The 14491-nt window shown below is 61.3% G+C and carries 16 protein-coding genes; 11 read left to right on the forward strand and 5 right to left on the reverse strand.

Annotated features, from left to right (window positions below; all coding sequences use genetic code 11):
• Positions 1–159 precede the first annotated feature (159 nt).
• The 3 genes from murI to M0H32_RS25120 form a co-directional block, all read right to left on the reverse strand.
• Positions 160–954, reverse strand: coding sequence for a glutamate racemase (gene murI / locus M0H32_RS25110; RefSeq protein ID WP_248158994.1), 795 nt, complete (start codon positions 952–954; stop codon positions 160–162).
• Positions 955–963: 9 nt separating this feature from the next.
• Entirely contained in the window at positions 964–1773 is an 810-nt protein-coding gene (locus tag M0H32_RS25115) for an RNA methyltransferase (protein ID WP_248158996.1), read from the reverse strand.
• Between the two features lie 64 nt (positions 1774–1837).
• Entirely contained in the window at positions 1838–2014 is a 177-nt protein-coding gene (locus tag M0H32_RS25120) for a hypothetical protein (RefSeq protein ID WP_248158998.1), read from the reverse strand.
• Positions 2015–2205: 191 nt separating this feature from the next.
• Between M0H32_RS25120 and M0H32_RS25125 the strand changes: the two genes are divergently transcribed.
• From M0H32_RS25125 to M0H32_RS25145, 5 genes are all read left to right on the forward strand, one after another.
• The gene (locus tag M0H32_RS25125; protein ID WP_248159000.1) at positions 2206–3021 is read left to right on the forward strand and encodes a substrate-binding periplasmic protein; all 816 of its coding nucleotides are present in this window, start codon (positions 2206–2208) and stop codon (positions 3019–3021) included.
• 54 nt (positions 3022–3075) lie between these two features.
• Positions 3076–3705, forward strand: a complete 630-nt coding sequence (locus M0H32_RS25130; protein ID WP_248159002.1) for a hypothetical protein — start codon at positions 3076–3078, stop codon at positions 3703–3705.
• A 104-nt stretch (positions 3706–3809) separates the two neighbouring features.
• The gene (locus tag M0H32_RS25135) at positions 3810–4349 is read left to right on the forward strand and encodes an STM3941 family protein (protein WP_248159005.1); all 540 of its coding nucleotides are present in this window, start codon (positions 3810–3812) and stop codon (positions 4347–4349) included.
• 124 nt (positions 4350–4473) lie between these two features.
• On the forward strand, positions 4474–5034 hold the full coding sequence (locus M0H32_RS25140; RefSeq protein WP_248159008.1) for a hypothetical protein: 561 nt from the start codon (positions 4474–4476) through the stop codon (positions 5032–5034).
• 186 nt (positions 5035–5220) lie between these two features.
• Complete coding sequence (locus M0H32_RS25145; RefSeq protein WP_248159011.1) at positions 5221–7437, forward strand: NADP-dependent isocitrate dehydrogenase; 2217 nt, start codon at positions 5221–5223, stop codon at positions 7435–7437.
• Between the two features lie 79 nt (positions 7438–7516).
• On the opposite strand, the gene M0H32_RS25150 is transcribed toward M0H32_RS25145, so the two are convergent.
• Positions 7517–8470, reverse strand: a complete 954-nt coding sequence (locus M0H32_RS25150) for an AraC family transcriptional regulator (protein ID WP_248159014.1) — start codon at positions 8468–8470, stop codon at positions 7517–7519.
• A gap of 179 nt (positions 8471–8649) precedes the next feature.
• On the opposite strand from M0H32_RS25150, the gene M0H32_RS25155 reads away from it, so the two are divergent.
• From M0H32_RS25155 to prfH, 4 genes are all read left to right on the forward strand, one after another.
• A complete protein-coding gene (locus M0H32_RS25155; protein WP_248159016.1) occupies positions 8650–9021 on the forward strand; it encodes a hypothetical protein in 372 nt (123 codons plus the stop codon).
• 216 nt (positions 9022–9237) lie between these two features.
• The gene (locus M0H32_RS25160; RefSeq protein WP_248159021.1) at positions 9238–9723 is read left to right on the forward strand and encodes a YHS domain-containing (seleno)protein; all 486 of its coding nucleotides are present in this window, start codon (positions 9238–9240) and stop codon (positions 9721–9723) included.
• Positions 9724–10125: 402 nt separating this feature from the next.
• Positions 10126–11322, forward strand: coding sequence for an RNA ligase RtcB family protein (locus M0H32_RS25165; protein ID WP_248159023.1), 1197 nt, complete (start codon positions 10126–10128; stop codon positions 11320–11322).
• Positions 11319–11960 (forward strand): peptide chain release factor H, encoded by a 642-nt coding sequence (gene prfH / locus M0H32_RS25170; protein ID WP_248159025.1) that lies wholly within the window; start codon positions 11319–11321, stop codon positions 11958–11960. The genes M0H32_RS25165 and prfH overlap by 4 nt, the downstream gene beginning before the upstream one ends.
• A 42-nt stretch (positions 11961–12002) precedes the next feature.
• On the opposite strand, the gene M0H32_RS25175 is transcribed toward prfH, so the two are convergent.
• Positions 12003–12824 carry an alpha/beta fold hydrolase gene (locus M0H32_RS25175; RefSeq protein WP_248159179.1) on the reverse strand — a complete coding sequence of 274 codons (822 nt, stop codon included), beginning with the start codon at positions 12822–12824 and terminating at the stop codon, positions 12003–12005.
• Positions 12825–13072: 248 nt separating this feature from the next.
• On the opposite strand from M0H32_RS25175, the gene M0H32_RS25180 reads away from it, so the two are divergent.
• On the forward strand, positions 13073–13570 hold the full coding sequence (locus tag M0H32_RS25180) for a MarR family winged helix-turn-helix transcriptional regulator (RefSeq protein WP_248159026.1): 498 nt from the start codon (positions 13073–13075) through the stop codon (positions 13568–13570).
• Between the two features lie 6 nt (positions 13571–13576).
• Positions 13577–14278, forward strand: a complete 702-nt coding sequence (locus tag M0H32_RS25185) for an HAD family hydrolase (protein ID WP_248159029.1) — start codon at positions 13577–13579, stop codon at positions 14276–14278.
• The last annotated feature ends 213 nt before the right edge of the window (positions 14279–14491 follow it).

Here is a 14491-nt window from a genome sequence, read left to right on the forward strand (position 1 = left end):
CCTGCACCAGGAAGCTCCTGACCATTCTCAACGCCATGGTCAGAGACGACAAGGAATGGCAGCCTATGATCACATAACAAACACGGTTGCTTCGAGACGCCGCTGACGCGGCTCCTCAGGATAACGCCGCGGATTGGGGCTTCAGGGAATTGCCTGTCCTCAATTCAACACCAGCCCGAAGCCGGCCAGAAGCCGGACAAGAGCGGGATCGTCCGGACTGGACGTGAACACGGCCCGGTCAACGGGATGATCCGGCCGCGCCTTCGAGGCGCCCTCCCCCAGCACCCGCACCAGCTGGCGGGCAATGGCTTCCGCCGGGTCGAGCCAATCGACCGGCCAGGGCGCGATCTTGCGGAACCGGTTGGCGAGGAACGGGTAGTGGGTGCAGGCCAAAACGACAATGTCGGTGCGCCTGCCGTCCTGCTCCAGAAAACAGTCGGAGATTTCGGCGAGAAGCGCGTCGTCGGAAACCGCTTCGCCGCGCAGATGCTTTTCAGCGAGTTCCGCCAGCCTGTCGGAGCCGACCAGACGCACATGGCAGCGGCTGGCGAAACTCTCGATCAGGCTCTTGGTATAGGTGCGCCGCACCGTGCCCGGCGTCGCCAGAACGGAGATCAGACCGGAGGAGGTCCGTTCCGCCGCCGGCTTGATCGCTGGCACCGTTCCGACAAAGGCCACATCCGGATGGGCCTGGCGCAAGGCTTCGCCGGCCAGGGTGAAGGCCGTGTTGCAGGCAATGACGACGGCTTTCGGCCGGTGATCCCTGATCAGCTCGTCGAACAGGTCGAGGATCCGGCGGATCAGCTCCGCTTCCTGCCAGCGGCCGATCGGAAAGGCGGCATCGTCGGCGACATAGAGGAACTCTTCATAGGGCAGAAGATACCGTGCCTCGCGCAGCACGGTGAGCCCGCCGAGGCCAGAATCGAAAAAGAGAACCGGTCCCGACGTGTGCACGATCCGCTCCTAATCCTCGCTGCTTTCGCCCTTGTCCTTGCGCGGACGGGTTTCCCGTTTTTCCAGTGAGGCGACGACGCCGCGCAGGGCGCGCACTTCCTGGTCGGTCAGCTCCGCCTTCTGGAAGATGTTGCGCAAGGTCCGCACCATATGTGGACGCCGCTCCGGCGGGCGGAAGAAGGTCGCCTTGTCGAGCGCGCTTTCCAGATGTTCGAAGAAGCGCAGGACGTCGTCCTTTTTCGCCGGCGGGTGCTCTTCCTCCGACAGGATGAAGGGCAGCGCGCCAGAGGTCGCCGTCTTGCGCCATTCATAGGCGCAGACCAGCACCGCCTGGGCGATGTTCAGCGAGGCGAAGTCCGGGTCGACCGGCAGCGTGACGATCTCGTCGGCAAGCGCCACTTCCTCGTTGTTGAGGCCCCAGCGTTCCCGGCCGAACAGATAGCCGGTGGCCGCGTCTTTTACCCCGAGTTCAACGGACTTTTTCGCCGCCTCGTCCGGTCCGCGCACGGGTTTGGGCACTTCGCGCGAGCGTGCCGTGGTGGCGAAGACGAATTGCAGATCGGCGATCGCCGCCTCGACGCTGTCGAACACCTGCACCTTGTCGATGACATGGTCTGCCCGGCTGGCGGCGGCGCGTGCCTTTTCGCTCGGCCAGCCGTCGCGCGGATTGACGATCCGAAGGTCGACCAGACCGAAATTCGCCATCGCCCGAGCCGCGGTGCCGATGTTCTCGCCGAGCTGCGGCTCGCACAGGATCACCGCCGGCGGCCGGGCAGTCACCGCCCGGGCTTCTTCTCTGATATGTGCGTTCTTGCTCATGAGCCGGGGATGTAGCCGGTTCTGCGGAAAATGGGAAGTTCGTTCCCGCGGTTTTCCGGCCCTGTCAACGCGTCGGCATCTCCCTTACCAGCACGATCATCTGGCTGCCGTCGAAGCCGGGTCTCCCGTAGGCGACCAGCGCGGCAAGTGCCGTGGCAAGACCTGCATGGAGTTCCGCGCATCCGCACTTGGCCTTGCGCCGCCCAGCAGACACAAAGGCCGCCGCTTCTGTTTGCAGCATCGAACGACTTTACCCGTGACATTCTCTGCGACAAGAGCGGCAGGCAGACAGGGCATTGGACGCAGGTAGAACTTGCAAGAAGGGTATTCACCACTTCCACGACTTAAGTAATTCTGCCGAAGTAAACATTCCTTCCGATTTAAACAGGTCAATCAATAGTAATTTCATGTTTCAAGGGCCATGCTTTGCCCATGGCGATCGCATTCGGACAACATGGAACTGCTTTGGCGCAGGCGGGTTTTGCCGCCCTGATTGTTCTGTGTCTTGCGGTACTGCCTGTCCCAGCCTTTGCAGTCGACTGCCCGCGAGACGGTTCCCTGATCGCAGGCGCAGGCGACTACCGTCCCTACAACATCGTCGAAGGCGACAGTGTCAGCGGCATGGATTTCGAGGTGATCGAGGCGATCCTGGACAAGATGGGCTGTGGCCTCACCAAGGTGCCCCTGCCCTGGGCGCGCCATCTCAACGCCATGCAGAACGGTCTGGTGGACATTGCCTCCCCGGTCACAATAACCCCGGAGCGGGAGAGCTTCGCCCGCTTTACAGATCCCTACATTACCGCCAACGAGATCCTGTTCGTGGCAACGGACACCGATCCCGCCTATGACAGCCTCCAAAGCTTCTTCGAGGCCGGCAACCGGCTCGGCGTGATCCGAGAATATGCCTATGGCGGCACCTATCCCGCCTTGAGCGCGGCCTATGCCGGCCAGATCGAGACGACCGACAGTCTTGAGCTCAACCTGAAACAGCTGATGCTCGGCCGGGTCGATGCCATTCTTGGCGAGACCTATGTGGTCACCGCGGAGATCAACAAACTGCGCGCCGGCGGCAAGATCAAGCCGACGGAGGTGGTGGTCGCCTCGGAACCCAATTTCATCATGTTCGCCAAAAAGAGCGTGCCGGCGGACTTCGTCGCCGCCTTCAATACGCAATTGCAGGCAATGAAAAGAACCGGTGAATTCGACCGGATCACCGAGAAATACAGGTCGACACAGGCAGTGTACTGACACCTGCCTCCGGTCCCAGGTCCGCCCTGTCCCTCGGCAGGTCTTGGGATGGAAATGGCTCTGCGGCAAAAGATCCTCCTGCCGGAATCCGCCCTCTCCCGCGATCACCTTGCCTCTTGGAACCGTCAGGCTGCGCGCCAAACCGCGGCCTTTCAACAGGCCGCCTCTCTGATCAGGATCCGGCTCCTCGTGAGATCCGCCGCCTTCCAGAGTGCAGCTGTCGACGGTGATGCCGCCGAGCAGCTGGCAGCCGTCGCCAAGGCTCGTTTCGCCAAAGACAGCGGGATTGTTCAGATACCGCCCGCAATTACCAATCCGGATCAGGGCGCCTTCGCGATTTGCCTTCGCGGTGAACCCGCCTTCGCCGAAACAATTGCCGCTGCCGACCAGGATATCGCCGTGCGAAGCCTCGAACAGGCAGCCCGCGTGAAGTGTGTTGTTGTCCGCAAATGTCAGGCTGGCGGAGCCGGACGTCTTGAGGGTCACGCCCGGATAAAGAATGTTGCCCTTGCCCAGAACCACTCCCGGCGACACGAGTGTGGAAAAGGGATCCAGCACATGGTTGCCGTCCAGCACCTCCATCATCGCGGCGATGGTCAGGAACCCGCAGGCAACACGCGCAGCGTCAGTTTTTTCAAGGAGGCTGTTCATGCTATGGAGATGTCCTGGGGCAAGCGCGACTGAGCCGGTATCGATCATGTTCGAAGCTCCGCTGGCAACAAAAAACTTGGATGAAGGACTGTCACCGCGTCCTGCCGGACCGCCTGCATTTGAAATCTCGAGACCGCATGACCATCGACCCCAATGAAACCCTCTGCTTCAAGCGCTCCATCGGCAGAACGCTTTTGCTGTTGAGCCTGAGCATTCCTTTCCTGGTCATTGGCTATCTCCTTACCACCGGCGTCTTCGACGCGCCCGGCAGCGAGGGCGACGGCCGGATCCTCGGCATCCTCTGCATGGTCTTCTTCGGTGGCCTCGGCCTTTATGGCGTGATCCGCCTGGCCCTGAAGCCTGACCAAGCCATCGAAATCGGTCCCGAGGGCATCCGGGACCAACGGATTTCAACGGGTTGGCTGCCCTGGGCTCATATTACCGGGATCTCCACCTGGAAAAGCCGCGGGTCGTCGTTCATCATGCTGGAACTCGACGAGACCTTCGAGGCCGGCCTGAAACAGTCGGCCGTCTACAAGCTCTTCAAACTGGCGAACGCGCTGGTCGGTGCCAAAGGCCATTGCCTGAATCCGGTCGGGTTTGATGTGTCCTTCAGGGACCTGCGGTCGGTGATCCTGGCCTACGCCGAGGCACATGGAGCGCCTGCAGTAGAATAACGCAGAAGAGCGAACAGGCGAAGGGCCCGTCACACTCAAAAGAACACCACATCCTCCTTCACAACCTATTTTTACCGCACTGGTCTATGATCAATTCGCTTTTTCAATATCAGCGACATTTGATATGGAAATAGATACAAGTATAAAACGAGAATTCTATCGCCCAGCCGCAAAATTTTCCGTAAATTTCTTAATAGTAATTGCCATGACCTTCGGAATGATACTCGCCACTTACAACGAATACATTGAAGGAAAGATCTTCGAAGACAAAGGAATATTGGCAATATCTGTCACTATATTTCTCCTTATAGTGGTTTTAGTGACGCTTTATCAATTGACAAATTTTAATGAAAAACCGTGGCTCGAACTCAGTCCGGATGAGGTGACTTACGTACACCAACACTGGTTCGTCCCCTGGCACGCAGTTACACGCATTCGAGAGCTCTATGTCGGGCGCGGTCCAGTTAATGCACTCCGCTCAAAGTTTATCGTGCTCTACACAGACGAATTGCACCACACGAAAAACCCTTCAGCATCTGGAAACACCTTGCACCAACCAACCAAGGTGTTCACCAAACGCGATGTCTCCATCATGCTTGACGGCTATAAGATCTCCCGCAAACAAGTTGAGCGCATGATCCGCGCCTATGCCGAGGCGCACGCTGCCCGCGCCACCAAAGACTGAGACTGGCCCTCCCCAATTGCCTTTTCCAACCCGTTTGCTAGAACTCCCCGGAACAGTTCGCCCTTCGCCTTCCGGAGGGCTTTCAATTGATTGCGTACAATTGTATACGCATGTCGGAATCCTGACGGACCGGCCAAGTGCCCGCGTCCGATCGACCACAGTTCAACCTCAGGAAATGGGACAGTCATGGCCGATATCATCTACACCAAGGTCGACGAAGCGCCGGAACTGGCAAGCGCGTCGTTCCTGCCGATCATCCGCTCCTTTGCCAAGGCCGCAGGCCTTTCGATCGGCACCAAGGACATCTCCCTGGCCGCCCGCATCCTGGCGCATTTCCCCGAATACCTCACCGATGACCAGAAACAGCCGGACGACCTCGCTGAGCTTGGCGAAATGGTCAAGAAGCCGGACGCCAATGTCATCAAGCTGCCGAACATTTCCGCTTCGCAGCCGCAGCTGAACGCCGCCATCAAGGAACTGCAGGGCCAGGGTTACAAGCTGCCCGACTATCCGTCCGATCCGCAGACGGATGAGGAAAAATCCGTCAAGGCCCGCTACGACGCCATCAAGGGCTCTGCCGTGAACCCGGTGCTGCGCGAGGGCAACTCCGACCGCCGCGCGCCGAAGGCCGTCAAGGAATACGCCAAGAAGAACCCGCATCGCATGGGCGAATGGCTGCCCTCCTCCAAGACCCACGTCGCGACCATGGGCGAGAGCGATTTCCGCTCGAACGAGAAATCCGTGACCGTTGCCGCCGCTTCCGCCGGCACCGCCAGGATCGAATTCGTCGGCAAGGACGGTGCCGCCACCGTATTGAAGGGCGACTGGCCGCTGGAAGAAGGCGACGTCATTGACGGCACCTATCTGAGCGTGCGCGCGCTGGCCGATTTCCTGGAGGAGCAGATCGCGGAGACCAAGGAACAGGGCATCCTGTTCTCGCTGCACATGAAGGCCACCATGATGAAGGTCTCCGACCCGATCATCTTCGGCCATTGCGTGAAGGTTTTCCTGAAGGACGTCTTTGCCAAGCACGCCGCCACCTTTGCCGAGCTCGGCGTCAATCCGGATCTCGGCATCGGCGACCTGGAAGCCAAGGTCGCAACGCTGCCGGCCGACAAGGCCGCCGAGATCCAGGCCGATCTCAAGGCCGCGCTCGACAACGGCCCGGCCATGTACATGGTCAACTCCGACAAGGGCATCACCAACCTGCATGTCTCCTCGGACGTCATCATCGACGCCTCCATGCCGGCCGTGATCCGCGCCGGCGGCAAGGGCTGGGGCCCGGACGGCAAGGAAGCCGACACCAAATGCGTGATCCCGGACTCATCCTACGCCGGCGTCTATGCCGCCGTGATCGATTTCTGCCGTGAAAACGGCGCGCTCGATCCGGCCAAGATGGGCACCGTGCCGAATGTCGGCCTGATGGCCCAGAAGGCCGAGGAATACGGCTCCCATCCGCAGACCTTCAAGGCTCCGGCCGACGGCACCATCCGCATTGTCGATGCCGCCGGCACCACGCTCATCGAGCATGAAGTCGAGGAAGGCGACATCTGGCGCGCCTGCCGCACCAAGGACGCCCCGATCCGCGACTGGGTCAAGCTCGGCGTCAGCCGCTGCCGCCTGTCCGGCATGCCCGGCGTCTTCTGGCTGGACGCAACCCGCGGCCATGACGCGGAACTGATCAAGAAGGTCAATGCCTATCTGCCGGAGCACGACACGTCGGGCCTCGACCTGAAGATCATGGCGCCGACCGAAGCCGCCAAATACACCACGGAGCGCATTGCCCGGGGCGAGGACACTATCTCGATCACCGGCAACGTGCTGCGCGACTACCTGACCGACCTCTACCCGATCCTGGAAGTCGGCACCTCGGCCAAGATGCTCTCCATCGTGCCGCTGATGAATGGCGGCGGGTTGTTCGAGACCGGCGCCGGCGGCTCAGCGCCGAAACACGTGCAGCAGCTGCAGGAAGAAAACTACCTGCGTTGGGATTCGCTCGGCGAATTCTGCGCGCTCGGTGCCTCGCTTGAGCACCTGGCAAACGTCACGGGCAACACCAAGGCCCAGGTCCTGGCCGACGCGCTCGACATTGCCATTGGCAAGCTGCTCGACAATGACAAGTCCCCGGCGCGAAAAGTCGGCGGCCTCGACAACCGCGGCAGCCATTTCTACATCGCGCTCTATTGGGCCGAGGCTCTGGCCGCCCAGGACCAGGACGCCGAGCTGAAGGCGCGTTTTGCCCCTGTTGCCGAGGCGCTTGCCTCCAATGAGACTGCCATCGTCGCCGAGCTGAATGGCGTTCAAGGCAGCCCGGCCGACACCGGCGGCTACTACCATGCCCCGCAGGCCAAGGTCGACGCCGTCATGCGCCCGAGCGCGACGCTCAACGGCATTATCGGCTGAGCGGACCTAAGCATCTGACATCAGGCAGGGCGGCCTCCAGGCCGCCCTTTCTTGTTTCCAACCGAAGATTCCGCTGTGACTAACCGGCCGGAGCGGTGGACCTCACCTCCCGGCGCATCTGGCCAGGCGTCAGGTTGAACTGCCGCTTGAAGGCCCGATTGAAGGCGGCCTCCGAGCTGTAGCCGATGGTCTCGGCGATATCTATCAGCGGCAGATCCGTTTCGCGCAAGTCGCGCCGGGCTTTTTCCATGCGCCAGTGGGTGACATAGGCAAGCGGTGTCATACCGACCAGCCCGCTGAACCGCTCCGCAAAGACGGTTCGCGACATGCCCGCCTCTCTGGCGAGCGCTTCGACCGTCCAGGATTTTTCCGGCGCCAGGTGGATCCGCGACATGCTGCGTCCGAGATTCGGGTTGAGCACCGCAGCGAGACAGCCCGCCCTGTCGCCTTCCTGGTCAACAAAGGTCCGCACAACCTGAATGAAGATGATCTCGGTCAGCCGGTGAACAATTGCGTCGGAACCCGGCAGGCTCGCGCGCACTTCGCTTGCCACAAAACGCATGACGGCCTCGAGCCAATGGGCGTTCAGGGTCTGGGTATTGGGCACGTGGATGATATCCGGAAGCGCCTCAAGGATGGGATGTACCGTGCCTTCCTCAAACTCGAAATGACCGCAAAACAGCTTGCAGCTCTGGTCTTTCTCCGGACCGCCGAAATAAAGCGCGCCCTCGCCGCTGTATCCGCTCTGCTCCAGCACGCGGTCCACCGACGTCGCCTCCCGTCCGAGTTCATCGCACAGGACATGCGCGGCGCCATGCGGGATGACCGCCAGGTCGCCCGTCGCCAGAAAGACGGGTTTCTCCCGACCCTTCACCACAAGCCAGCAGGAACCGCGCATGGCCATGTGAAACCGGGCGACACGGCCAAAGGCCGGCACCTCGACCGCCCAGGGCGGTGAAAAGCTGGTGTGAAAATAGATCGATCCCCGCAGCTTTAACGCATCCAGGATCTGGCTCAAGGCATCATGTTTCATGCTGTTCCGTCCATTGAGAACCTGGAGTCCGATTGTCTGCCATTTCCCCTGCAAGACAAGTCGCCCGGACGATCGATCAATTTTCGAGGACTTTCACGCATGGATCAGACGAAGAAGGCGGAACATCTTTCTCGTCGAGAGGCAAGTGCCTCCCATCCCCGCCTTCAAGGAGTTGAAACATGACCCTGCGCTTTGTCACCAAGACCATGCATTCCTACCTCGATTATCCGGTTGCTCTCGGACTGATCGTCCTGCCGGTCCTGCTCGGCCTCGGCCAGACCAATCCGATTGCCCTGTGGCTTTCCGTCTGCACCGGATTTGCCGCGCTGCTGCTGACGATCCTGACCGATCACGATACCGGGCTCGTCCGCGTGCTGCCCTATTCCGTCCACCTGGCCGTGGACTTCCTCGTCGGCCTGACCTTCCTGGCCGCACCGTTCGTGCTCGGTCTGTCCGGACTGGATTTTGCCTATTACCTCGTCAATGCGCTTGCCGTCCTGACCGTCGTTTCCTTGCAGAAGCCGGCGGCAGGGCAGACACAAGCCGCTTAAGCCCGATCTGCTCCCGGGTACGCTCGCTGCGTTCCCCGGCAAAAGCCCTTTGAAACACCGGCCTTGGCCGGTGTTTCTTTTTCGCTCAAATCCGGACGATCGGCAAATTCAGGCGGTGTTTCGCACATGGAGACAACGTTCAATCGGACGCAGAGTTGGCTCAGCCGATGGATCCCCCACCGGCGACCACCTTGGAAAGACTGAGGAGCAATCCAGATGAACCTGACCCGTACTCTTCTTGCCGCCGCCTTGCTGGGCGCTGCCGGCCTGACCGTCCCGGCCCTGGCGGCAGACGAATACAACACCTCGAGCGGCCTCACCGCCGCCGGCGCGCCGCTTGGCCTGCACGGCATCGACCCGGTCGCTTTCGTGGACCTGGGCAACCGGATCGACGGCACGGCCCGGCACACCGCGGTCCATGACGGCGTCGCCTACTATTTCGGCTCGCAGGAGGCCATGGAAATGTTCAGCGCCAACCCGGCGGCCTATCTGCCGCAGAACGGCGGCTTTTGTACCTTCGGTGTCTCCGTCGGCAAGAAGTTCGATGGCGATCCGCAATTTGCGGCGGTGATCGACGACAAGCTTTACCTGTTCCTCAACGAGGACATCTTCCGCGAATTCCAGAAGGATGAAGCGGGAACCATCGCCAAGGCCGCGGCCAATTGGGACAAGATCCGCACAACCCCGGCCGAGAAACTCTAACGGTTCTTCCCGGACACAGCCTCGAAGGGGTTCGGAATATCGGGAGACGTTCGGGACAAAAGCCAAGACGGATCTCCCCAGGATTGGGGCGGCAACGGAGCCGCCCCTTGCTCTTTGCAGGCCCGGACCCGGCGTTGCACCTTGACAACAGGGCTGCAAGGTTTTTGACGGCAACGTTCCCCGGCGCTTGAATATCCACTGGTGGCCGCCCATGTCATCGCCAGCTGTAAGAAGCGGCTTCTGATTCTTTTGAAAGCGGGACACCGGACATGACGAACATGCACCGCGCGCCCTCAAGGGCGGCAGCCCTCCGTTAAACCCCGTTAGCGGTGCGCCGGAGGTGGACCAGGACAGGCAAGGCCTGCGCCTGACGATACTCCCGTTTTCAAAAAGGTTCCCGACATGGGCACTTCTGAAAAGGCTGGGGCTGTGCCTGCCAACGGCGCGGCGCCCATCCAACGTTTCTATTCCGACCGGTCCTGGATCGAGGGGGCGGCGGAAGAGCAACTTACCTTTGTCGCCGGCATGGCCGGCGTTTCCTCCGTGGCCGCTTTTCCGGACCTGCATCCGGGCAAATATGGCCCGGTCGGCAGCGCCATCCTGGCGGACCGGATCTATCCGCAGCTGATCGGCAACGATATCGGCTGCGGCATGAGCCTCTATGCACTCGACCTGCCTGCCCGCAAGCTGCGGCTGGACAAGGCGGCAGCAAAACTGCGGCAGCTCGAAGGGGTCTGGACCGGCAACGCCGGCGCGCGCCTTGCCGGCGAGGACTTGCCGACGGATCTCCACAACCAGGCCCTCGGCACCATCGGCGGCGGCAACCACTTCTGCGAGCTGCAGGTGATTGACGAGGTGACAGACGGCGCATTGCTGGAGGCAGCAGCTCTGCGCAAGGGCGATCTGGTGCTGCTGGTTCATTCCGGATCGCGTTCGCTCGGCACGGCGGTGTTCGGCTCGGTACTGGACCGTTTTGACGGTCTCGATCCGAACAGCCCGGACGGCAAGGCCTATCGGGCCGCCCACGACCAGGCCGTCCGGTGGGCGGCACTCAACCGTGAACTGATCGCGGAACGCGCCGCAAAGGCGCTGCGCTGCGATCTTCGTATCGTTGCCGACGCACCGCACAACCTTGTTGAAGACCATGCAGGCGGCATCCTGCACAGGAAGGGCGCCGCCCGGGTGGATCAGGCGCTGGTGCCTCTTGCGGGGTCCCGGGACGCGCTCAGTTATCTGCTGGCCCCTTGCCGCGAACAGGCGGAGGCGCTGGCCTCCCTCGCCCATGGCGCGGGTCGCAAATACGACCGCCGCTCCATGACCGGCCGGGCGGGAGGCACACGGTCCGACCGGGACAGTCTTGGCCGCACGTCCTTTGGAGGGCTGGTGGTCTGCGAGGACCGGCAGCTCCTGATCGAGGAAGCGCCAGCGGCCTACAAGGATCCGGCCCAGGTGCTGAAAGATCTGCAATCGGCCGGTCTTGCCGCACCGGTCGCTGCGCTGAAACCCCTGGTGACCTACAAGAAGGCGGTTTCGGACACGCTGGAAAGTGCAAGGCAGGACAAACGCCGGCGCTTGTGGGACCGGAGGGCAAAGCGATGAGCACTCAGGTCCAACAGCGACTGCTGATCACCAGCGGCGACGGACCGTCCGAATGCCGCAGGGCCGTCGCCCTGGTTCTGCGCCAGATCGAAAAGGAGGCCATTCAGAAAGGTCTCCGCTTCGATGCCGCGGTTCCGGATCCCGGTCAGAAAGGCGATCCGGCTTCCGCGCTTGTCACGCTGACGGGCGCGGAGGCCGAGCGCCTCGCCGGAACCTGGTCGGGCACGATCCAATGGACCTGCAAGAGCCCGTTCCGGCCGCATCACAAGCGGCAGAACTGGTTTGTCGGGGTCTTTCCGGTTTCCGGCGCACTGCCGGAGGACATCCGTCTGAAAGCCGAGGATCTTCGGGTGGAAACCTTCCGCTCCGGCGGTCCCGGCGGCCAGCACCAGAACACCACCGACAGCGGCGTGCGCATCATCCATCTGCCGACCGGGGTGTCGGCCCAGTCGACCGACGAGCGCTCCCAGCACCGCAACCGTCAGGTGGCGCTTGACCGGCTGGAGGCGCGGTTTCTGCTGCAACGGGAAGAAAGCCTTGCCCGGAACCGGGCCGACCAGAACCGCTTGCATCGGCAGTTGGAACGCGGCAATCCGGCCAGGGTGTTCAAGGGCGAGCGGTTCTCCGAAGCAAAATGACAAAGGGCGGCCCGGTGTGCCGCCCTTTTTCAGGTCGCCAGGTCAGCCCCTGATAAACGCCAGGACGTCCTTGTTGAACGCGTCAGCCTGTAGCTGCGCCAGGCCATGGCCGCTCTCCGGATAGACCTTGAGCTTGGCTCCGGCGACGATCTCGGCTGCGCGATGGGCGGAAGCCTTGATCGGCACGACCTGGTCGTCACCGCCGTGAACGATCAGGGTCGGCCGCTTGATGGCTTTCAGATCATTGGTGTAATCGACCTCCGAAAACTCGGTGATGCAGTCATACTGGCCCTTGATGCCGCCTGACATGCCTTGCAGCCAGAAGCTTTCCCTGAGCCCCTCATTGATCTCCACACCTTCGCGGTTGAAGCCGTAGAACGGGATCGTCAGATCCTTGTAGAACTGCGACCGGTTGGTGGCGACCTGCTGGCGGATGCCGTCAAAGACCTCCATCGGCGTGCCATCCGGGTTGCTTGCGGTCTCCAGCATCAGGGGCGGCACCGCGCCGACCAGAACGACTTTTGCAACCCGGTCATTACCATGGCGGCCGACATAATGCGCGACTTCACCGCCGCCGGTCGAGTGACCGACCAGGATGACATCCTTGAGGTCGAGCCGGTCGATCAGTTCGGCCAGGTCGTCCGCATAGCGGTCCATGGTGTTGCCGTCCCAGGGCTGGCTGGAGCGGCCGTGGCCGCGCCGGTCATGTGCGATCACCCGGAAGCCGTTCTGGCCGAAAAACAGCATCTGGGCGTCCCAGGCATCGGCGGACAGCGGCCAGCCATGGGAAAACACGATCGGCTGCCCCTGCCCCCAGTCCTTGTAAAAGAGTTCGGCACCGTCTGAGGTCGTGAAGGTCGTCATTTCCAAAGTCTCCATTGCATGCAGTTGTTTTGTCGTCCCGAAGGTCGAGGCGACCATCAATCCGAGGCCGGCAAGTCCCCCGCCAATCAACGTCTGGCGGCGGCTGACAGACAGCCCATCACTCTTGTGTTCCATCGGATGATCTCCATTTACATCGTTCACGATTTAATCGTGTACGAGTTATTTGGATACGAGCGTCACTCCTGTCAACGCTTGCCAGCGAAAAAAAGGAAGATTAGGAACGGATCATGTCGAACCCTACGGACAGGCCGGGCAAGTCAGCTCCTGGCGCCAACACCGCAACAGGCCATCACGAGGACCTGGACGATTTTCTGTGCTTCGCAGTCTATGAGGCCAATCTCGCGTTCAACCAGCTTTACCGGTCTCTGCTCGATGACCTGGGCCTGACCTATCCGCAATACCTGGTGATGACGCTGCTTTGGCGGCGGGACGTGCGCGCGGTCAAGGAGATCGGCGACGCGCTCAGCCTCGAATACAACACGGTCACCCCCTTGATCAAACGCCTGGAGGCAATGGATCTGGTGTCCCGGGTCCGGGACCTTGAAGATCAGCGGGTCGTCAAGGTCAGCCTGACCGCCGGGGGCAAGGCCCTGGAGAAACAGGCGCGGCACATACCGCAATGTGTCGCCGACGCCTCCGGCCTGTCCATGAAAGCCTTCACCGAACTGAAATCGTCCCTGGAAGACCTGCGCAACAATCTGAAATCCCGCGAGGAGCCGTCGTAAGCCGTCATGACCGCCACAATCAAAGCCGTGCTCTTCGACAAGGACGGCACCCTGCTCGATTTTGATGCCACCTGGACACCCGCCTATCGCACCACAGCGCTTTATGCCGCTGCTGGCGACCAGACCAAGGCAGATCTCTTTCTGTCGGAAACCGGCATGAATCTGGCCACCGGTGCCTCGGCCGCAGGCTCACTGCTGGCCGCGGGCAATTCCGCCGAAATCGCCGAAGCCTGGATCGCTCTCGGAGCCAACTTCGATCACGCCACCCTGACAGCGGAACTGGACCGGATTTTTGTCGGCCGGATGCACGATGCCGCGGCCCTGCCCGGCATATGCGAGGCGATTCTGAATCTCCACGGCAATGGTTACACACTCGGTGTTGCCAGCAGCGACAGCGAAGCGGCGATCCGCGCCTTTCTGGCCGGCGCCGGGCTCACCGATCGCATGAGCTTTGTCACCGGTTACGACACCGGTTTCGGCCCCAAGCCCGAACCGGGCATGGTGCACGGTTTTTCCCAGGCGACCGGCTTCCCGCCGTCGGAGATCTGCGTCATCGGCGACAACACCCACGACCTGGAAATGGCCCGTGCCGCCGGTGCCGGCCTCAGGGTCGGCGTTCTGACAGGCACCAGCGATCGTGACGACCTGGAACCGCTCGCCCACATTGTTCTTGACAGTGTCGCGGACCTGCCCGGTCATCTCGCCTGAACCACAGACGGCCGCTCGCACCGCGCAGAAAATCATGGTGTTGAGTCAGCCTCTCCCTGCAATACAAGCTGATGCCGCAAGTTGAAATAAATGAAAAATGGAATTTGTTTTGATTAAACTTTTCCATATTTAGGGTATTTGAGATTTATACTTGATCTATGCATAACGAAGGGTAACTTCAATAGAATACAGGTGACATCGAGAGACTTCGCA

The sequence above is a fragment of the Roseibium sediminicola genome, from assembly GCF_023156505.1.
Taxonomy (GTDB): Bacteria; Pseudomonadota; Alphaproteobacteria; order Rhizobiales; family Stappiaceae; genus Roseibium; species Roseibium sediminicola.